General features: G+C 74.4%; 21 protein-coding genes. 15 read left to right on the top strand and 6 right to left on the bottom strand.

The annotated features are described in order from the left end of the window. Positions 1-46 precede the first annotated feature (46 nt). A complete protein-coding gene (locus AB0K51_RS15270; RefSeq protein WP_363454554.1) occupies positions 47-496 on the top strand; it encodes a hypothetical protein in 450 nt (149 codons plus the stop codon). Between the two features lie 51 nt (positions 497-547). Here AB0K51_RS15270 and AB0K51_RS15265 read toward each other — a convergent pair whose 3' ends face one another. Continuing rightward, positions 548-1,387: an isocitrate lyase/phosphoenolpyruvate mutase family protein gene (locus AB0K51_RS15265; protein ID WP_363454552.1), complete on the bottom strand. Its 840-nt coding sequence runs from the start codon at positions 1,385-1,387 to the stop codon at positions 548-550. A gap of 112 nt (positions 1,388-1,499) precedes the next feature. Between AB0K51_RS15265 and AB0K51_RS15260 the strand changes: the two genes are divergently transcribed. The 6 genes from AB0K51_RS15260 (at position 1,500) to AB0K51_RS15235 (ending at position 6,786) form a co-directional block, all read left to right on the top strand. Then, complete coding sequence (locus tag AB0K51_RS15260; RefSeq protein ID WP_363454550.1) at positions 1,500-2,510, top strand: winged helix-turn-helix domain-containing protein; 1,011 nt, start codon at positions 1,500-1,502, stop codon at positions 2,508-2,510. Between the two features lie 41 nt (positions 2,511-2,551). After that, positions 2,552-3,301, top strand: a complete 750-nt coding sequence (locus AB0K51_RS15255) for a helix-turn-helix domain-containing protein (protein ID WP_363454548.1) — start codon at positions 2,552-2,554, stop codon at positions 3,299-3,301. Positions 3,302-3,490: 189 nt separating this feature from the next. Further along, positions 3,491-4,006: a hypothetical protein gene (locus AB0K51_RS15250; RefSeq protein ID WP_363454546.1), complete on the top strand. Its 516-nt coding sequence runs from the start codon at positions 3,491-3,493 to the stop codon at positions 4,004-4,006. Between the two features lie 82 nt (positions 4,007-4,088). Then, positions 4,089-4,934, top strand: a complete 846-nt coding sequence (locus tag AB0K51_RS15245; protein WP_363454544.1) for a DUF4097 family beta strand repeat-containing protein — start codon at positions 4,089-4,091, stop codon at positions 4,932-4,934. Between the two features lie 80 nt (positions 4,935-5,014). Continuing rightward, a complete protein-coding gene (locus tag AB0K51_RS15240; RefSeq protein ID WP_363454653.1) occupies positions 5,015-6,001 on the top strand; it encodes an ATP-binding cassette domain-containing protein in 987 nt (328 codons plus the stop codon). After that, complete coding sequence (locus tag AB0K51_RS15235) at positions 5,998-6,786, top strand: ABC transporter permease (RefSeq protein ID WP_363454542.1); 789 nt, start codon at positions 5,998-6,000, stop codon at positions 6,784-6,786. The genes AB0K51_RS15240 and AB0K51_RS15235 overlap by 4 nt, the downstream gene beginning before the upstream one ends. A 75-nt stretch (positions 6,787-6,861) precedes the next feature. Here the strand turns inward: AB0K51_RS15235 and AB0K51_RS15230 are convergent, their stop codons facing one another. Beyond that, on the bottom strand, positions 6,862-7,776 hold the full coding sequence (locus AB0K51_RS15230; RefSeq protein ID WP_363454540.1) for a hypothetical protein: 915 nt from the start codon (positions 7,774-7,776) through the stop codon (positions 6,862-6,864). A 155-nt stretch (positions 7,777-7,931) separates the two neighbouring features. Between AB0K51_RS15230 and AB0K51_RS15225 the strand changes: the two genes are divergently transcribed. Then, entirely contained in the window at positions 7,932-8,132 is a 201-nt protein-coding gene (locus AB0K51_RS15225) for a DUF4287 domain-containing protein (RefSeq protein ID WP_363454538.1), read from the top strand. Between the two features lie 31 nt (positions 8,133-8,163). Further along, positions 8,164-9,000 carry an alpha/beta fold hydrolase gene (locus tag AB0K51_RS15220; RefSeq protein ID WP_363454536.1) on the top strand — a complete coding sequence of 279 codons (837 nt, stop codon included), beginning with the start codon at positions 8,164-8,166 and terminating at the stop codon, positions 8,998-9,000. Between the two features lie 29 nt (positions 9,001-9,029). Here AB0K51_RS15220 and AB0K51_RS15215 read toward each other — a convergent pair whose 3' ends face one another. Together AB0K51_RS15215 and AB0K51_RS15210 are read right to left on the bottom strand one after the other, a co-directional pair. Then, complete coding sequence (locus tag AB0K51_RS15215; protein WP_363454534.1) at positions 9,030-9,506, bottom strand: MarR family transcriptional regulator; 477 nt, start codon at positions 9,504-9,506, stop codon at positions 9,030-9,032. After that, positions 9,506-9,928: an SRPBCC family protein gene (locus tag AB0K51_RS15210; RefSeq protein WP_363454532.1), complete on the bottom strand. Its 423-nt coding sequence runs from the start codon at positions 9,926-9,928 to the stop codon at positions 9,506-9,508. Before AB0K51_RS15210 ends, AB0K51_RS15215 begins: the two co-directional genes overlap by 1 nt. Positions 9,929-10,102: 174 nt before the next feature. Between AB0K51_RS15210 and serS the strand changes: the two genes are divergently transcribed. The 3 genes from serS (at position 10,103) to AB0K51_RS15195 (ending at position 13,392) form a co-directional block, all read left to right on the top strand. Then, positions 10,103-11,395, top strand: coding sequence for a serine--tRNA ligase (gene serS, locus AB0K51_RS15205; protein WP_363454530.1), 1,293 nt, complete (start codon positions 10,103-10,105; stop codon positions 11,393-11,395). Positions 11,396-11,497: 102 nt separating this feature from the next. Further along, positions 11,498-12,808, top strand: coding sequence for a diacylglycerol kinase family protein (locus AB0K51_RS15200; protein WP_363454528.1), 1,311 nt, complete (start codon positions 11,498-11,500; stop codon positions 12,806-12,808). Then, positions 12,805-13,392 (top strand): phosphatase PAP2 family protein, encoded by a 588-nt coding sequence (locus AB0K51_RS15195; RefSeq protein WP_363454526.1) that lies wholly within the window; start codon positions 12,805-12,807, stop codon positions 13,390-13,392. Before AB0K51_RS15200 ends, AB0K51_RS15195 begins: the two co-directional genes overlap by 4 nt. Positions 13,393-13,500: 108 nt before the next feature. Here AB0K51_RS15195 and AB0K51_RS15190 read toward each other — a convergent pair whose 3' ends face one another. After that, positions 13,501-14,352: an NAD-dependent protein deacetylase gene (locus AB0K51_RS15190; RefSeq protein ID WP_363454524.1), complete on the bottom strand. Its 852-nt coding sequence runs from the start codon at positions 14,350-14,352 to the stop codon at positions 13,501-13,503. A gap of 37 nt (positions 14,353-14,389) precedes the next feature. After that, the gene (locus AB0K51_RS15185) at positions 14,390-14,968 is read right to left on the bottom strand and encodes a universal stress protein (protein ID WP_363454522.1); all 579 of its coding nucleotides are present in this window, start codon (positions 14,966-14,968) and stop codon (positions 14,390-14,392) included. 304 nt (positions 14,969-15,272) lie between these two features. On the opposite strand from AB0K51_RS15185, the gene AB0K51_RS15180 reads away from it, so the two are divergent. The 3 genes from AB0K51_RS15180 to AB0K51_RS15170 are packed head-to-tail and all read left to right on the top strand — an operon-like array spanning position 15,273 to position 19,435. Then, positions 15,273-16,331: an ROK family protein gene (locus tag AB0K51_RS15180; RefSeq protein WP_363454520.1), complete on the top strand. Its 1,059-nt coding sequence runs from the start codon at positions 15,273-15,275 to the stop codon at positions 16,329-16,331. Between the two features lie 35 nt (positions 16,332-16,366). Next, positions 16,367-18,730 carry an MFS transporter gene (locus tag AB0K51_RS15175; RefSeq protein WP_363454518.1) on the top strand — a complete coding sequence of 788 codons (2,364 nt, stop codon included), beginning with the start codon at positions 16,367-16,369 and terminating at the stop codon, positions 18,728-18,730. A 30-nt stretch (positions 18,731-18,760) separates the two neighbouring features. Then, complete coding sequence (locus AB0K51_RS15170) at positions 18,761-19,435, top strand: Crp/Fnr family transcriptional regulator (protein ID WP_073807417.1); 675 nt, start codon at positions 18,761-18,763, stop codon at positions 19,433-19,435. The last annotated feature ends 41 nt before the right edge of the window (positions 19,436-19,476 follow it).

Raw genomic sequence — 19,476 nt, 5'->3', positions numbered from 1 at the left:
CTACGATGAGACACGTCACCAGCGAACGGAAACGGGAGGACCGGCGATGACGGAGAGTCAGAAGCACGAGGGTTTCACGGCGGACGAGCGCGCGGCCATGAAGGAGCGGGCCCGGGAGCTGAAGGCGGAGTCCAAGCGGGTGTCGGCGGCGGCGAAGGCCGCCGAGGCGGAGAAGGACCTGCTGGAGAAGATCGCCGAGATGCCGCACGAGGACCGGGTGCTGGCCGAGCGCTTCCACCAGATCGTCACCAGCGTCGCGCCGGAGCTGGCCCCGAAGACCTGGTACGGCATGCCCGCGTACAACAACGCGGACGGCAAGCCGGTCTGCTTCTTCCAGAGCGCGGCCAAGTTCAAGGCCCGCTACGCGATGATCGGGTTCAGTGACAGCGCCCGGCTGGACGACGGCGAGATGTGGCCGGTGTACTTCGCCATCGCCGACCTCCGCGAGGCCGAGGCGGAGCGGATCAGCGAGCTGGTCAAGCGGGCCGTCAGCTGACCGGCCGCTGACGGCCGCGCGTCGGTCGCCGCCCTCCGGACGCCCTGTTCCTCAGTCCCGGAACAGGGCGTTCAGCGTGCCGAAGTCCAGCGCGCCGTCCAGGGTGTGCAGGCTGCCGGGGCCGAGCAGTTCCGCGGCGGCGCGGTGCGCGGCGGTGTACGCGGCCTGCGCGAGCGCGGTGCCCAGGCTGATCCGGCGCACCCCGGCGGCGGCGAGCTCGGCGACGGTCGGGCCGCCCGGGACGGCCATCGCGTTCACCGGCAGCGGCGAGCGGGCGGTGAGGTCGGCGAGCTGCGGCAGGTCGAGCAGGCCGGGGACGAACAGCGAGTCGGCGCCGGCCGCCGCGTACGCCTCGGCGCGGCGCAGCACCTCGGCCGGCCGGTCGGCGGCGTCGCCGATGCCGAACAGGAAGACGTCGGTGCGGGCGTTCAGCACCAGCTCGGGCAGGCCCGCCGCGGCGGCCGCGGCGCGGGCGGCGCGCAGCCGCTCGGCCTGCGCGGCGGGGTCGAACAGCGGGCCGCCGGGCGCGGTGGAGTCCTCCAGGTTGACGCCGACCGCGCCCGCCTCGACCACGGCGCGGACGGTGGCGGCCACGTCCTCGGGCGCCGGGCCGTAGCCGCCCTCGATGTCGGCGGTGACCGGGACGTCGACCGCGGCGGCGATCCGGCGCACCGCCTCGACCGACTCGGCGCGGGTGAGCCGCTGGCCGTCGCCCCGGCCGGCCGACCAGGAGACGCCGCCGCTGGTGGTGGCGATCGCGGCGGCCCCGGCGGCGGCGATCACCGCGGCGCTGCCGGCGTCCCAGGCGTTGGGCAGCACCAGGACCGCGTTGGCGCTCAGCTTGCGCAGCAGGCGGGCGTGGTCGGTGCGGGGGGTGGTGGGCAGGGACATCAGGACACCGCTCTTCCCTCAGTGGTTCTCCGGTCGTCCTGAATGCTGCCGGAGTCCGAGCGGGTGTTCCGATTGATTAAGCTCGGGCCGAATCCTGAAGGGGGTGCGGCGGATGCGGACACGGCTGGCGCTGTCGGTGGGCGACCTGGCCCGGACCAGGTTCGCGGTCTCGCCGATGTGGGAGGTGGTGACCAGCTTCCGGGCGCTGGCGGCCTCCCCGGTGCCGACCCCGCACCGGTCGTGGGCGGCGCAGGTCCGGCCCCGGCTCGCCGCGGCCGGGCTGGACCGCGGCTGGCTGGCCGCGATGATCCCGCCCAGCGGTCACCTGCCGGACTTCCTCAACCCCGCGCCGACCGGGCATCTCGCGCTCCTGGACGAGGAGCTGACGGCGATTCGGGCCACCGACCCGGCGCTGGTCCGGCACGACCTGGACTGCCTGCGGGCGGACCGCGAGGGCGCCCTGCCGGCCCGGCTGCGGGCGCTGGAACGCGAGCCGGACGAGGCGCTGCGCCGGGTGGCCGCCGAGATCGAGGCGTACTGGGAGCTGGCGCTGGCCCCGTACTGGGCGCGGATCCGCACGGTGCTGGAGGCGGACGTCTTCCAGCGGGCGCGGCAGGTCGCCGAGCAGGGCAGCGCCGGGATGCTCGGCGAGCTGCACGGCACCGTCCGCTGGGACGGCGAGACGCTGCACCTGTCGGAGCGGCACTGCGCGGTCACCCGGATCGCCACCGGCGCGGGGCTGCTGCTGATCCCGTCGGTCTTCGCCTGGCCCAGGGTGCTGACCAGGTCGGTCGGGCCGGACCCGGCTCCCGCGGGAGGTGCTCCCACCCAGCTCTGCTACCCCGCGCTGGCCGCGGCCACCGTCTGGGAGCGCCGTCCGCACCCGCGCGGCGACGGGCTCGCCCAGGTGGTCGGCCGCTCCCGCGCGCAGCTGCTCACCGAGCTGGACTCCCCCGCCTCCACCACCGACCTGGCCCGCCGCTGCGGCCTGTCCCCCGCCGCCGTCTCCCAGCACCTGACCGCGCTGCGCACCGCCGGACTGGTCAGCTCGCACCGGGCCGGCCGCTCCGTGCTGTACGCCCGCACCGGCGTCGCCGACGGGTGGCTGGACGGCGCCGGTTAGCGCGGGCTCTTCCGGACGGCGGGCTCGGGCAGACTGGTGGGGTGGGTTCCCGGTACCGGCAGTGGGCGCCGGCCGTCGCGCCGCGGCGGCAGGTGGCGTGCGTCTGGGTGCGGGAGAGCGACGCGGGGGCGGCGCACCGGCAGTTGATCGTGCCGGACGGGTGCCTCGACCTGCTGTGGGACGGCGCGCAGGTGCAGGTGGTCGGCCCGGACCGGGTCCCGCGGACGGTGCCGGTGCCCGGCGGGACGCGGATGGCCGGGCTGCGGCTGCGACCCGGCGCGGCCGCCCTGCTGCTCGGCCGCACGCCCGCCCGGGAGCTGTGCGACCTGCAGGTGCCGCTGGCCGAACTCGCCCCGGGGACGGCCGAGTTGCTGACCGAGCGACTCGGCACGGCGGGCACCGCGACGGCCGCCGCGGAGCTGCTGGACGCCTTCGCCGCCGAGCTGCGGCCCGGCCGCCCACCCGATCCCCTGGTGGAGCAGGCGGTCGCCGCACTGGGCCGGCCCCGACCGGCCCCGCTCCCCCGGCTCGCCGAACACCTCGGGCTCTCCGAGCGACAGCTGCGCCGGCGCCTGACCGACGCGGTGGGCTACGGGCCGAGCACCCTGCACGGCGTCCTGCGCTTCCAGCGGGCCCTGGCCGCCGCGCGCCGGGACGGCCGCCCGCTCGCCGAGGCGGCGGCGGCCGCCGGGTACGCCGACCAGGCGCACTTCACCAGGGAGGTCCGCCGACTGGCCGGGGTACCGCCGACGACGCTGCTCGGCCGACGGCCGGAGCGCGGGATCGGCTGACCCTGGTGCCACGTGGCACCACATGGCACCACTCTGCCCCCTCGAAGCCACCCCGCCGCGCCAGACACTCCCCTACAGCAACCCTTCGACAGCACGTTTCCGCAGGTCGAAGCCCTAGCGTCACGCCTGGCACCACAATGACACCATTCACGCTTGCGCATGGCATCACCGTGGTGCCATGATGGCGTCATGGACCTCACCCCGTATGTCGACACCCTCCGCCGTGAACTCGCGGTGGCCGCCGAAGCCGGCGGGGACGAAGCACGCGAGCTGGCCGAACGGCTGACCGCTCCGCTGGAGTCGGCCACCCGGCTGACCATGCTCAACGTGCTCTCCGCGGCGATGGACGAGATCACCCGGGAACTCGCGCCCGGCTCGGTCGACGTACGGCTGCGCGGACTGAACCCCGACTTCGTGGTGACGCTGCCGCACACCGACAGCGCCCCCGCGGTGCCGGCCACGCAGGTCGAGACGGCCAAGGCCCAGGCAGCCGTCGAGGGCGACGAGGGTGGCACCGCCCGGGTCAACCTGCGGCTTCCGGCCCAGCTCAAGGCGCGGGCCGAGGAGTCCGCGAACCGCGAGGGGCTGTCGGTCAACGCGTGGCTGGTCCGGGCGGTGTCGGCCGCGGTCGACTCCGGCGGACGGCCGCAGGCGGCGGGGACGACCCAGACCGTCGGACAGAGCATCACCGGCTGGGTGCGCTAGCCGCACCCCGCAGCACCTCACCTTCACTCCACCGCTCCCCACCTGCGGGGACGCCCCGAAGACCCAAGAGGACGGGACAGCCATGCCTTCTTTCGACACCTCCGGACCGATCTCCGTCGTCTCCCACGTGGAGGCCGGCTCCATCCGCTTCACCGCCGCCGACCGCTTCGACGCCACCGTCGACGTCCAGCCCCGCGACCCGAAGAAGGACCAGGACGTGCGGGCCGCCCAGCAGACCGAGGTCGGCCTCGCGGGCAACGTACTGATCATCAGGACCCCCAAGTCGCGCACCTCGCTGCGCCGTCCGGGCGTGGTCGACGTGACGGTCGGACTGCCCACGGGCTCCGGCGTCGAGCTGACCGGCGCGTGGACGCAGGTGCTCGGCGAGGGGCGGCTCGGCGAGGTCCGGGTGAAGACCAGCTCCGGCGACGTCCGGCTGGACACCACCGGGCCGCTGAGCCTGATCGCCTCGCACGGCTCGATCACCGTGGAGCGGGTCGAGGGCTCGGCGGAGATCACCACCAGCTCCGGCAGCCTGCGGGTCGGCGAGGTCGGCGGCTCGGCCGTCCTGAAGAACTCGCACGGCACCACCGTCGTCGGCGCCGCGGGCGGCGAGCTGCGGGTGAGCGGCGCCAACGGCGACATCGACATCCGGCTGGCCGAGGACTCGGTCTTCGCGGCCACCGCGCACGGCACCCTGCGGGTCGGCGAAGTGGCGCGCGGCGAGGTCCAGTTGGAGACCTCCTACGGCGCCATCGAGGTCGGCATCCGGCGCGGCACCGCCGCCTGGCTGGACGTCCACTCGGCCAACGGGCAGGTCCGCAACATGCTCAGCTCCACCGAGGCGCCGGAGCAGCCCGAGGAGACCGTACGGATCCACGCGCGCACCCGCTACGGCAACATCGACGTCCTCCGGGCCCGCGGCTGACGACCGGTCAGCAACCGCACCGCCCCACCCCCACCAGCCACTTCAGCCTTCAACGGGAGGGTTCCATGCCTTCTTATGTCATGCCCACACCCAGGACGAGTGTCGATCCGCAGCCGCCCGCCGCCATCTCCGCCGTCGGGCTGCGCAAGTCCTACGGCGACAAGACCGTCCTGGACGGCATCGACCTGGCCGTCCCCGCCGGGACGATCTTCGCCCTGCTGGGCCCGAACGGTGCCGGCAAGACCACCGCCGTCAAGATCCTCTCCACCCTGATCTCCGCCGACGAGGGCCAGGCCCAGGTGGCCGGCCACGACGTGGCGAAGGCACCGCAGCGGGTCCGCGCCGCGATCGGCGTCACCGGCCAGTTCTCCGCCGTCGACGGCCTGATCACCGGCGAGGAGAACATGCTCCTGATGGCCGACCTGCACCACCTCCCCAAGACCGAGGGCCGCCGCGTCACCACCGAACTCCTCACCCGCCTCGACCTCCTAGACGCCGCCCAGAAGCCCGCCGCGTCCTACTCCGGCGGCATGAAACGCCGCCTCGACATCGCCATGACCCTGGTCGGCAGCCCCCGCATCATCTTCCTCGACGAACCCACCACCGGACTCGACCCCCGCGCCCGCCACGCCATGTGGCAGATCATCCGCGACCTCGTCCGCGACGGCGTCACCGTCCTGCTCACCACCCAGTACCTCGAGGAAGCCGACCAACTCGCCGACCGCATCGCCGTCCTCAACCACGGCCACATCGTCGCCGAAGGCACCGCCGACGAACTCAAGCGCCTCATCCCCGGCGGCCACGTCCGCCTCCGCTTCACCGACCCCACCGCCTACCGCCACGCCGCCACCGCCCTCCCCGACGCAGCCCCCGACCACGACGCCCTCGCCCTCCAACTCCCCAGCGACGGCAGCCAACACGACCTGCGCACCCTCCTCGACCGCCTCCACACCGCCCACATCGAAGCCGACGAACTCACCGTCCACACCCCCGACCTCGACGACGTCTTCTTCGCCCTCACCGGCGGCGCCGCCACGTCGGACCTGCCCAAGGAGAATGCCCGATGAGCTCCCTGTCGCTCGCCGTGCGCGACTCGTCGACGATGCTGCGCCGCAACCTGCTGCACGCCCGCCGCTACCCGTCGATGACGCTGAACCTGCTGCTCACCCCGGTGATGCTGCTACTGCTCTTCGTCTACATCTTCGGCGACACCATGAGCGCCGGGATCGGCGGCGGGGCGGACCGGTCCGCGTACCTCGACTACCTGCTGCCGGGCATCCTGCTGCTGACCATCGGCGGCACCACGATCGGCAGCGCGGTCTCGGTCGCGATGGACATGACCGAGGGCATCATCGCCCGCTTCCGCACCATGGCCATCCACCGCGGCTCGGTGCTGATCGGACACGTCGTCGGCAGCGTCATCCAGTGCATGGCGAGCGTGCTGCTGGTCGGCGCGGTCGGGGTGGCGATCGGGTTCCGGTCCAAGGACGCGACCGCGCTGGAGTGGCTGGCGGCGTTCGGACTGCTGACCCTGGTCTCCCTGGCGCTCACCTGGATCGCCGTCGGCATGGGCCTGGTCAGCCCGAACGCGGAGGCGGCGAGCAACAACGCGCTGCCGCTGATGGTCCTGCCGCTGCTGTCCTCGGCCTTCGTGCCGCTGCACTCGATGCCGGGCTGGTTCCAGCCGATCGCCCAGTACCAGCCCTTCACCCCCGCCATCGAAACCCTGCGCGGACTGCTCCTCGGCACCGCGATCGGCAACAACTGGTGGATCGCGCTGGCCTGGTGCGTGGCCCTGACCGCGCTCGGCTACCGCTGGTCGAAGGCGGTGTACAACCGCGACCCGAAGTGACGGCTCCACGGCTCCCGCGAGCGGTCGAGGGCGGCGCACCCGGTGCGCCGCCCTCGCGCGTCGATTGACGGTGCGTCAGCCCGTCTCGTCGTACGCCCGCAGGGTCAGCAGCGCGCCGAGGGTGACGCCCGGGCGGGCCTCCGACTCGGTGGCGGCGGACCAGCGGGCCCAGTTGATCGGCCAGCCGCCGTCCGGCTGCTGGGCGGCGGCGAGGTGGGCGAGGCCGCGTTCGAGTTCCGCGTCGGTGAACCAGGCGCGGGCCAGGCTATCCGGGCGCGGCGCGTAGTCGTGCGGCAGGTGGTACTCGCCGGGGGCGTAGCCGGGCGCCGGGCGGACCTGCTCGGGGTGCGCCGGGTCGAGCAGGACCAGCCCCTGTTCGCGCACCGCCGCGCCGAGCCGGGCGGCCTGGCGGCGGGCCCACGCGCGGTCGGGCGCGCCGTCCAGGTAGCTGACGGCGGCGATCAGTTCGTACGGGTGGGTCTGCTCCAGTTGCTCGACGGCGCGGCGGCAGAAGGCGTCGGCGGTGCGCACCCACGGGTGGTCGACGCCGTGGCGCAGCAGCGGGCCGGCGATCTGGCCGGTGGCGAGCAGGTCGGCGGGAGGGTCGTCGGCGATCGGCAGGAACGGCGGGTGGGGGTACGGGCGGAGGCTGGGCAGGACGGCGGGCACCCCGCCGTCGGGGGTGGTGACGCCGGTCAGCCAGTCGCAGAGCCCGCGGGCGCGCTGGTCGCCGGGCAGCGCGCCGGCCTCGGCGAGGGTGCGGGCGGCGGCGATGGCGGCCAGCGGTTGCGGGGCGGGGCCGCGGACGTCGGGTTCCAGGCCGAAGGCGTAGCCGCCGTCCGGGGTGCGGTAGGCGTCCAGGGCGGCGAGGAGGCCCGCGGGGTCGCCGCCGTCGAAGTGCAGGGCGAAGCGGCGCTGCTCCAGGACCCGGCCGCCCGTCCAGAGGAAGCCGGCGGCGCGCTCGATGATGCTGTCGTCGATCCATGCCATGCCTCGACGGTAGGCGGCTCAGCACGGTGCGGTCTTGAACGAATCGGCCGTCGCCGCGGAGGCTGGGAAAGAAACTCCGCCGCCACCGATGAGTTCGGCCCGCCCGCCCCGTCCGATCCTGTGACGGCAGCACACCGCACGGATGGAGCAGACAGATGAGCGTCAAGGGACCGGCCAGCTACTTCCCCTCGATCGAGCAGAAGTACGGGCGCCCGATCGCCGAGTGGCAGCAGGTGATCCGCGAGTCGCCGCTGACCAGGCACATGGAGCTGGTCGGCTGGCTGAAGACCGAGCACGGCCTCGGCCACGGCCACGCCAACGCGCTGGTCGCGGCCACGCTGGCCGAGCAGAACTGACGACCTTTCGCCTTCGTTGGGGAGTTCCGAGATGACCGGCACCACCAGCAGCAGCGTCACCTCCGCCGACGGCACCCGGATCGCGTACACGGCCACCGGCAGCGGACCGGCCGTGGTGGTCGTGGACGGTGCGCTGTGCTACCGCGGGTTCGGCCCGGCGGCCGGGATCGCCCGGCAACTCGCCGACGGGTACCGGGTGTTCACGTACGACCGGCGCGGTCGCGGCGAGAGCGAGCCGGGTGGCGGGCCCGCGGCCTCGGGGGGCCCGGCGGGCGGGGGCCGGGAGCGGGAGGTGGCGGACCTGGCGGCGGTGATCGCCGCGGCGGGCGGCAGCGCGGCGCTGGTCGGCCTGTCCTCCGGCGCGGCGCTCGCGCTGGCGGCGGCCGGCGCGGGCATCGGAGTGACCCGGGTGGTCGCGTACGAGCCGCCGTTCAGCACCGACGACGGGCAGCGCGGCCGGTTCAAGGAGTACGTGGCCGGGATGGAGCAGGACCTCGCCGCCGGGCGGCCCGGGGACGCGGTGGCGCGCTTCATGACCTTCGTCGGCACGCCCGCCGGGATGCTCGCCCAGTTCCGGGAGTCGCCGCTCTGGGAGGTGTTCGAGCAGGTGGGCCCGTCGCTGGCCAACGACGTGGAGGTGCTGGACGGGCGCGAGGGCGCCGACGTGCCGACCGCGCGGCTGGCCGAACTCGCCCTGCCGGTCCTGCTGGTGGACGGCGAGCTGGCCTCCGCGACGATGCGGGCGGGCGTCCGGGCGGCCGCCGCCGCGGTACCCGGCGCCGGGTACCGCACGCTGGCGGGGCAGACCCACGACGTGCAGCCGGCCGTGCTGGCGAAGGCCGCGGCGGAGTTCTTCGCCCAGGGCTGAGCGGCGCCGCCGCGGTTTCCGAACGACGGTCAGACCTCCCGCTCCGGCGCCTCGGTGAGGCGTCGGAACAGGCTGCTCAGGGCGCTGCCGTCCAGCGCCGGGAGATCGCCGGCGGGGTGGCCGGCCGGGGCGAAGAAGGCCCGGTCGACCGCCTCGACGGCGGGGATCGCCGCGCGGGCGAGCTCGACCCCGCGCGGGGTGATCCGCAGGCGGCGGGCCCGGGTGTCGTCCGGGTCCGTCGCCCGGTGCAGCAGGCCCTTGGCCTCCAGCTTCCGGACCACCTGCGAGGTGGTCCGGACGTCCGTCCCGGCCTGCCGGGACAGCTCCTGCTGGTTGGGGGCGGCGCCCTGCTCGTTCAGCCACCAGGCGCAGGACAGCAGCACGAACTGGGCGTGCGTCAGGTCGTGCGGGGCGAGGGCCGCCGCGATCTCGCGCTGCCAGCGCAGGGTGGTGTGCCAGAGCCAGAAGCCGGGGCTGCGGCCGGGGCCGTCGACCAGACCGTCCATCAGGCGGCGCCCTCCGCCCGGGCCAGCAGGCCGGCCATCGCCTCCGGGAAGTCCTCGGTGATCTGCGGGCCGAGCTCGGGGGCGATCTGCCCGGCCTCCGGGCCGGTGATCTCCAGCCGGTGCAGGACCCTGGTGCCGCCGCCGGGCAGCGCGGTCAGCGTGTGGGCGAAGCGCAGGGTGACGCCGCCGAACTCGGTCTGGTCGGCGTACGCGACGTTCTCCTCGATCCGGACGATCACCGACTCGATCGGCTCCTGGCCGGTCGGGGTCATCACCACCTTCGCCCCGACCTCGAACGCGCCCTGCAGCACGACCGACTCCATCGAGGTGTCCCAACTCGCCCAGCCGTTCAGGTCGCTGAGCACCGCCCAGACGTCCTGCGGCGCGGCGGCGGTCTCGGCGCTGTACTCGTGCTCCCACATGGTCGGCTCCCCTTCGCCACTGAGATTGTCTATGCAGAGACTATCTCCGTGCGGATCATCTCGCAACCGTGCGCCGTCGAGGACTCCGAACCGGGGTGAAAGGCGCTGCGACGCGGTCTGCGGCCCTGCTACGGTCGGGGCACCTACCTGGCTGTACCAAGGAGCAGATCCCCGATGCATGATGCCCGCGTCCTGATCGACCTGGGGGACGAAGCCGTCCGGCTTCTGGCGCGCCGCGGCTACCAGTTGGACCTGTCCGCGCTGCAGGAGCTGCAGTCCCGCCGCAACGGCGGGATCCAGGCCGGCGACGAGCTGCGGGCCCGTTCCAAGCAGGTCGCCCAGGAGGTGCAGCGCACCGCCAAGTCGGGCGGGGACGTCTCCGAGCTGAAGGAGAGCGCCCGCGCGCTGAAGGAGCAGGTCCAGCAGAACGAGGCCGAACTGGAGCAGGTCCAGCAGGAGTTGACGGAGCTGCTGCTGACCATCCCGAACCTGCCCGCGGACGAGGCCCCGGACGGCAACTCCGACGCGGACGCCCTCGAGCTGCGCAAGGTCGGCACCCCGCCGGCCTTCGACTTCGCCCCCAAGGACCACGTCGACCTCGGCGAGGCGATGGGCATCCTGGACTTCGGCCGCGCCACCAAGCTGTCGGGCTCGCGGTTCAGCGTGCTGCGCGGCGTCGGCGCCGCCCTGGAGCGCGCGGTGGTCTCGCTGCTGCTGGACCTGCACACCCGTCAGCACGGCTACGTCGAGCACGCGGTGCCGTACCTGGTGAACCGGCGGACCATGACCGGCACCGGCCAGCTGCCGAAGTTCGAGGAGGACCTGTTCCGCACCGGCACCGCCGACCGGGACCTGTACCTGATCCCGACCGCCGAGGTGCCGCTGACCAACCTGTACGCGGACGAGATCGTCCCGCCCGCCGAGCTGCCGCTGGCGCTGACCGCGCACACCCCGTGCTTCCGCTCCGAGGCGGGCTCGTACGGGCGCGACACCCGCGGCCTGATCCGGCTCCACCAGTTCTCCAAGGTGGAGATGGTGCGGATCTGCGCGCCCGAGCAGGCGAACGAGCAGATGCTGCTGATGGTCTCGCACGCCGAGGCCTGCCTGCAGGCGCTGGAACTCGCGTACCGCGTGGTCGCCCTGGCGGCCGGTGACACCGGGTTCTCCGCGCGGCTGACCTACGACCTGGAGGTGTGGCTGCCCAGCCAGGACACCTACCGCGAGGTCTCCTCGGTCTCCGACTTCGGCACCTTCCAGGGGCGCCGGGCCGGCATCCGCACCCGCGACGAGAACGGCAAGCCCACCCCCGCCGCCACCGTCAACGGCTCCGGCCTGCCGCTGGGCCGCACCATCGCCGCCGTCCTGGAGCAGCACCAGCAGGCCGACGGCTCGGTGCTGCTGCCGAAGGCGCTGCACAAGTACCTCGGCTTCGCGCGGATCGCCGCCGACGGCACGCCGCAGGAGTAAGCAGCACCACGGACGATCAGCCACCATCAGGGGCCCTGGCGGTGGCTGATCGTTCTGCGTTCCTGAGGGGCGGGCGGCCTGACGCCGCGTTACCGTCGGGAGATGGGTGAAGTGGCGCTGGCGAGGGTCGCCGTCGGGTGCGGGGTGGCGGCGGTGGCGGTGCTGGCCGCCGGGGCGGGGTTGCGGGGCGCGCTGGTGGTCGCGGTCGGGGTGGTGGCGCTGGCACTGATGGCGGCCGGGATGTGGTGGGCGCTGTCGCGGCGCGGCCCGGTGCGCTGGCTGGGCGCGGCACTGGCGGTGGCAGCCCCGGCGGGCGCGGTGGCGCTGTACGTGGGCGGCGGGACCTGGCCGTGGGTGCTGGGCGCGGTGGCGCTGTGGGCGGTGGGGTTGGCCTTCGCCCGGGCGGCGCTGCGCAAGGCGCGCGGTGAGCAGCAGATGCCGGAGCGGACGGTCGACGCGCCCCGCAAGCCGGTGCTCATCATGAACCCGAAGTCCGGCGGCGGGAAGGTGGAGCGCTTCCACCTGGCCGAACGGGCACGGGAGTTGGGCGCCGAGGTGGTGCTGCTCGACCCGACGGCGTGGCAGGACGTGGTGGAACTCGCCGAACGGGCCGTCGCCGAGGGCGCGGACCTGCTCGGGGTGGCCGGCGGCGACGGCACCCAGGCGCTGGTGGCCCAGGTCGCGGCCCGGCACGGGCTGCCGTTCCTGGTGGTGTCGGCGGGCACCCGCAACCACTTCGCGATGGACCTGGGCCTGGACCGCACCGACCCCGGCCGCTGCCTGGACGCGCTGACCGACGGAGTGGAGGTACGGGTCGACCTCGGCGAGGTGTCGGGCCGGGCGTTCGTCAACAACGTGTCGTTCGGCACGTACGCGGAGATCGTCCAGCGCCCCGAGTACCGGGACGCCAAGGCGACGACCGTCCTGGCCATGCTGCCGGACCTGCTGGTCGGCTACGCGGGCGCCCGGCTGACCGCCTCGGCCGGGGAGCGGCGGCTGGAGCAGCCGCAGGCGGTGCTGGTCAGCAACAACCCCTACGACGCAGGGGACTTGCTGGATCCCGGGCGGCGTTCGCGGATGGACCGCGGACTGCTGGGTGTGCTGGGCGTGCGGGTCGACGGCGCGGCGCAGGCCGCGGACCTGGCGTTGCGCGGTACGAATGCGGAGGCGGTGACGGTGCTGACGGGTCGGGAGGTGCTGGTGACGGCGGATACGGCGAGCATTCCGGTGGCGGTGGACGGCGAGGCGTTGGAGCTGGCGGTGCCGGTGCGCTGCGTGATCCGCCCGGCGGCGCTGCGGGTACGGGTCCCGCGGCACCGGCCGGGCCCGGTGCAGGCGGTGCCGACGGTGCGGTGGAGCCGGCTGGCCCAGCTCGCGGCGGGCCGGACCGAGACCGACGGCGGTGCCCGATGAGGGCGGTGACGCGCTGGGCGCTGGCCGGTCGGCAGGTGGTCGCGGACCTGGCGGCGGTGGACGAGGCGGTGTACGTCGCGGTGGCGGCGACCCCGACACCGGCGCTGGACCAGGGGCTGCGGCGCCTGTCGACGGCGGCCGACAACTCCAAGTTGTCGATCGCGGCGGCCTGCGCCCTCGCCCTGGCACCGGGCGCGCCGCGCCGGGCGGCGCTGGTCGGGCTGGGGTCGGTGGCGGTGGCCTCGGCGGCGGCGAACCTGCTCGGCAAGTCGCTGGCCCGCCGCCCGCGCCCGGACCGGGAGGCGGGCAGGGTGCCGGAGAGCCGGCACGTGCCGATGCCGGAGTCGGCCTCCTTCCCCTCCGGCCACACCGCCTCGGCGTTCGCCTTCGCCACCGGGGTGGCGTCCCGGCTGCCGTGGGCAGCGGCGCCGCTGGGCCTGCTGGCGCTGTCGGTGGGGTACTCACGGGTGCACACCGGGGTGCACTACCCGGGCGACGTGGTCGCGGGCGCGCTGCTGGGCACGGTGGCGGGCAGCGTGGTCGCGGGCGTCGACGCGCACTGGCTCGGCGGACGGCACTGCTGACCGTCCGTCAGGGTTCGCGACGCGGCGGGTGCCGGGCGCGGTGCCGACGTGACCGGTGCCGGGCGCGGCGCGACGCGCCCACCGTGCCGCAGTCCACGCCTACCTCGCCTACCGCGCCGTTTCGATCCGCGTCGCGAGTTCGGTGAGGGCCTCGCCCAGCGGGCGGTCCACCCGGACGCCGGCCAGCTCGTCGCCGCGGGTCGGGCCCTGGTTGACGATGGCCACCGGCTTGCCGGTCTTCGCCGCGTGGCGGACGAAGCGCAGGCCGGACAGGACGGCCAGCGAGGAGCCCAGGACCAGCAGCGCCCGGCTGTCGTCCACCAGGCGGTAGCAGAGATCGACCCGCTCCTTGGGGACGCTCTCGCCGAAGAACACCACGTCCGGCTTGAGGACCCCGCCGCACGTGGTGCACTCGGCGACCGTGAAACCGGCCACCAGGTCGTCCGGGAGTTCGACGTCGCCGTCCGGGTTCACCCGGGAGCCGGCGTCCTGGAAGTGCGGGTTGAGTGCGGCGAGGCGCTCGTCGAGTTCGGTGCGGGTGGTGGTCCGGCGGCAGTCCAGGCAGATCACCCGGTCCAGGCCGCCGTGCAGCTCGACCGCGTCCGCGGTGCCCGCCGCGCGGTGCAGGCCGTCGACGTTCTGGGTGATCACCGCGGAGAGGTGGCCGGAGGCGCGCAGCTCGGCCACCGCGCGGTGGCCGGCGTTCGGTCGGGCCCGCGAGATCACCGCCCGGCCGGCGTGGCTGCGCGCCCAGTAGCGCCGCCTGGCCTCCGCCTGTGCCACGAACTCCTGGTACGTCATCGGCGCGCGGTGGCGCCGCACCCCGTTCGGCCCGCGGTAGTCCGGGATCCCGGACTCGGTCGACAGTCCGGCGCCGCTCAGCACCACCACACCGCCGGCCGCGACCAGCTCCGCCACCGCCACGAGTCCGCTGTCATCCGCCGCAGTCATGTGGTCCATTGTCCGCCAAGGGCGGGGGGTCACGTCGGCCGGTCGGTCATTGCGCGGTGGATCGCCGGGCGGAGGCCACCGGGCGGGTGAGTTCGCGCAGCTCCGCCTCCAGTGCCCGGGCCGCGAACGGGTGGCCGCTCAACTCGTCGAAGGCGACCTGGAGTTCGGAGCGGGGGACGATCAGCACCGGACAGTGCGCCGGCCGCACGCAGGACTGCCCGACCGAGGCCCGCAGGCCCCGCCGGAACCACGAGCCGGACGGGCCGAGGACCAGCAGGTCGCCGGGGCGGTCCGCGGCGGCGACCAGGGACGGGCCTGCCGGGCCCCGCACGGTGGTGGCGGTGACCGGCACGCCGGGGTCCGCGCCGCCGAACGCCTCGGCCATCGCCTCGGCGAGGGTCTGCGCCGCGGCGGCACGGACGGCCGAGAGCAGCGGCGGGCACGGCGAGCGGCGGTAGCCGAACTCCCCGCCCGGGGGCTCCCAGGCGTGCAGCGCCAGCACCTCCGCGTCGAGCCGCCGGGCCTCGGCGACCGCGCGGTGCAGGGCGCCCAGGCTGCCGAGCGATCCGCTGACTCCGACCACGACCCGCAGCCCGTTTCGGCCCGCGCGCGGCTGCTGCTCCATCCCGTCCTCCGTCCGAGGCGGCCGGACCCCGGCCTTCCGGTCGCCGGGGTCCGCGCCGCACCGCCAGCAGATCCGATCCGCCGAGGCCCCGGCCCCGCGTTGACGCTTCCCTGACGCCGCCGCCCTGGATACCAACGCCACCCTGACGCCCGGCCCGCCGGAACCGGCGTTCACCGGGAGTGAAGGAGAAGGAGGCCCGCCATGGCAGCCATCACCTCAGCCTCCCCCTGTCGCCGTCACCCCGCGCCGTGGTAGGAAAGTTTCCGACCTACTCATCCCTCTCCCCCGAAGGTGTCGCCGAGACATGTCCGACAAGCCGCTGGCCGGTCAGCAGAACCTGCTGTGGTCGATCAATGCGCGTGCCGTGCTCGAACTGGTCGAGCGGGACGGGCCGGTTGCGCGGCCGGAGTTGGTGCGGGCGTCCGGGTTGTCGAAGACCACCGTCGCGCAGGCGTTGGAACGGCTGGTGGAGCGCGGGGCGGTCCGGGAGCTGGGCCTCGACACCTCGCGTCGTGGGCCGGCGGCCACGCTGTACGGCGTCGACCCCGGGGCGGGGCACGCGCTGGGGGTGCGGGTCAGCCCGACCACCGTCGAGGCGCGGTTGATCGACCTGACCGGCAGCGTGCTGGCGACGGCCACCGCACCGGCCACGCTCGACGTGGCGTCCGCCGTGACGACGGCCGCGGCCCGGTGCGCCAAGCAGGCGGGGATGCCGCTTCACGCGGTCGATGCGGCGGTGGTCGGCGTCCCGGCGATCGTCGGGCGGGACGGGCGGACGATCCGGGTCGGCCGTGGCCTGCCGCGCGACGGCGCGGGGCTGGTCGAGGGGCTGGAGCGGTCGTTCCCGTTGCCGTTCACGCTGGAGAACGACGCCAACCTCGCCGCCGTCGCCGAACTGCGGCTCGGCGAGGGCCGCGGCACCAAGGACTTCGCGCTGCTGCGGATCGGGCCGGGTCTCGGCGCCGGACTGGTGCTGGACGGGCGGCTGCACCGCGGCATCGCGGGCGGTGCCGGCGAGGTGGGCTTCCTCCCGCAGGCGGGCCTGCCGCTCGGGGCGGCGGTCCCGGGGCTGACCTCGGACTCGACCGGCGCCGAGATCAGCGACTTCGTCGGTCGCGCCGCGCAGGTGATCGGTGCCGTCACGCTGGTCGTCGAGCCGGGGCTGTTCGTCCTCGGCGGTCCGGCCGGGGCCGGGAACGAGCCGCTCGCCGCGCTGGTGCGCCGCCGGCTCGCGGAGATCGCCGGCCCGCTGCGGATCGACGTGCGCGCCTCCGAGCTCGGCCCGGACGCGGACCTGGACGGGGCCTGCCTGCTGGCCCGCGAACAGGTCCGTGAAAACGCTTTCCTGACTGCGTGTCAGTAACCGTTTCCACTCCCCCCACACCCCCGGGACCCCGCATGCCGCCCAGCGTCGCCGAACGCCTCGGCCACTCCCCCGACACCCGCCTGCTGATCGTCAACGCCGACGACTACGGCATGTGCCGCTCCGCCAACACCGGTATCTCCGGCCTGCTGGCAGCCGGCGCGATCGACTCCGCCACCGTGATGCTGCCGTGCCCGTGGGCACCGGAGGCGATCGCCACGGCCGCCGCGCACGGCTGGGACGTGGGCGTGCACCTGACCCTGACCAGCGAGTGGGAGGGCTACCGGTGGGGACCGGTCGCCCGCACCGGCGACAGCTCCTCGCTGGTCGACGAGCACGGCTACTTCCCGCGCGACTGCGCCACCGTCGAGCGCACCGCCGACGCCGGACAGCTCACCGCCGAACTGCGCGCCCAGCTGGACCGGGCGATCGCCCTCGGCCTCGACCCGACGCACGCCGACAACCACATGGGCAGCGTCTACGGCCTGGCCACCGGCCGGGACTTCCTGGAGCAGGTGCTGCCGCTGTGCGCCGAGTACGGCCTGCCGTTCCGGCTGCCCCGCTCGGCGGCGGGGATGGGACTGCCGCCGGAGTTCGACGAGCTGGTCGCCGCGAAGGCGGAACTCGCCGACCGGGCGGGCGTGGTGATCCTCGACCACCTGTGGACCGGCACCTTCCAGCTCGGCGAGGGCCATGCGTACGAGGACGTCCGGGCCGAGATGATCGGCCTGCTGCGCGGGCTGCGGCCGGGCGTCAACGAGGTCTTCGTGCACCCCTTCGAGGACACCGCGGAGCTGCGCGCGATCATGCCGCACCACGCCAAGCGCGGCACTGCGGCTGTTCACCGACCCCGAGGTGCGGGCGGTGCTCGCCGAGGAGGGCATCGTCCGGACCGGCTGGCGCGAACTGCGCGAGGTCCAGCGCTCCCTGACGCTCCATCACCTTGGCGCGCACCCCGCGGGCAGCGCCGGATGATCGACCGTCTGCTCGGTGCCCGCCGCACCCGCAGCCCGCTGCGCTACGCCACCGGCAACCTCGGCGTGCAGCTGCTCAGCCAGGCGTTCGCCACCTACGCGACGTACTACTACGTGGACCGGCTCGGTGTCCCGTCCGGGCTGATCGGCCTGGCGATGGTGCTGCACGGCGTCGCCAACGCGGTGCTCAACCCGTTGATCGGCCACCTCTCCGACCGCACCCGCACCCGCTGGGGCCGCCGGCTGCCGTACATCGCGCTCGGCACCGTCCCGCTGGCGGCCGCGCAGACGCTGGTGTGGACGCCGCTGGTGGACGGGGCGACCGCCCGGTTCTGGTACTTCCTGGCCGTGGTGCTGGTCTACGACCTGCTGACCGTCCTGGTGGTGCTCAACTACGTCGCGCTCTTCCCGGAGCTCTTCCCCACCACCGGCGAGCGCGCCAGGGCCGCCCCGTCCCGGCAGGCGCTCGGCATCGGCGGCATGGTGCTCGGCGTCGCCGCCGCCCCGCTGCTGTACGGCTCGATCGGCTGGCCCGCGATGGGCGCGGCGTTCGGCCTGATCGCCACCGGCTGCTTCCTGGTCTCGCTGCGCGGCTCGGTGGAGCGCCCGGAGCAGCCCCGCGAGGCGTTCGGGTTCCTCACCGCCGTCCGCTACACGCTGGCCAACCGGGCGTTCCTGACGTACGCGGTGGGCAGCTTCCTGGTGCAACTGACCATCGCGCTGATGCAGGCCGGGCTGCCGTTCTTCACCAAGTACGTGCTGCACGAGCCGGACTCCGCGAACACGCTGGTGCTCGGCGCGATCTTCGCCACCGCCGTTCCCGCGGTGTGGGGCTGGGGGCGGCTCACCGTCCGGCTCGGCCCGCGCCGGGCGGTGCTCGCCGCGACCGGCGTGCTGGCCCTCGGCCTCACCCCGTTCCTGCTGGTCGGCACGCTGCTGGGAGCGGTGCTCACCGCCGCGCTGGTCGGCCTCGGCATCGCCGGGATGCTGGTGCTGCTGGAGATCATGCTCGCCGAGGTGATCGACGACGACGAGACCAGGACCGCCGCGCGCCGCGAAGGCATGTACATGGGCATGAACGGCTTCATCGTCCGCTGGTCGGTCTCGTTGCAGGCCGCGGTGCTCTCCCTGGTGCTCGCCGCGGGCGGCTACCGCTCGGGGGCCGACGTCCAGCCGGCGTCCGCGCTCAGCGGAATCCGGCTGCTGCTGGGTGCCGTCCCGCCGGCGATCCTGCTCCTCGCGGCCGCCTGCTTCGCGCTGTACCCACTGCGCGGGGGCCGCGATCAGCGGCCTGCCGGAGGCGATCCGGCCGGGTCGCGGGGCCGGCGGGCCGTCACCCGAAGTGCGCGAATGGCCGCGTACTCGGCCCCCGGGCACACCCCCTCCTCATATGATCGGAGCGACATGCGTCATCCTTGTGAGTAGATCTGCCCAGACACCAGCAGGAGGAAGCTCGTGGACGACGTTCTGCGGCGCGCGGCGCTCTTCGCGGCACTCGACGACGACCAGGCTGCCGAGCTCCGCGCTTCCATGACCGAGGTGACGCTCGCTCGCGGCGAGTCGCTGTTCCACGAGGGCGACCCGGGCGACCGGCTGTACGTCGTGGTCGAGGGCAAGGTGAAGCTGCACCGCGCCTCCCCGGACGGCCGCGAGAACATGCTCGCGGTGCTCGGCCCCAGCGAGATGATCGGCGAACTGTCGCTGTTCGACCCGGGCCCGCGCACCGCCACCGCCACCGCCCTCACCGAGGTCAAGCTGCTCGGCCTGGGCCACGGCGACCTGCTCCCGCTGCTGCACGCGCGGCCCGAGGTCTCCATCGCGCTGCTGCGCGCCATCGCCCGCCGGCTGCGCCGCACCAACGACGTGATGTCCGACCTGGTCTTCTCCGACGTGCCCGGCCGCGTCGCCAAGGCCCTGCTGGACCTCTCCCGCCGCTTCGGCGTGCAGTCCGAGGAGGGCATCCACGTCGCCCACGACCTGACCCAGGAGGAGCTCGCCCAGCTGGTCGGCGCCTCCCGCGAGACGGTCAACAAGGCCCTCGCCGACTTCGCCGGCCGCGGCTGGCTCAAGCTGGAGGCCCGCGCGGTCGTCCTCCTCGACGTCGAACGCCTCTCCCGCCGCTCGCGCTGAGCCGCGACGCGCCGGACGCGAGCCGCAACGAGATCCGCCCA

This window comes from Kitasatospora sp. NPDC049285 (assembly GCF_040678815.1).
Taxonomy (GTDB): Bacteria; Actinomycetota; Actinomycetes; order Streptomycetales; family Streptomycetaceae; genus Kitasatospora.
Note: the sequence above shows the minus strand (reverse complement) of the source record. Positions and strands in the feature narration are given on the sequence as shown.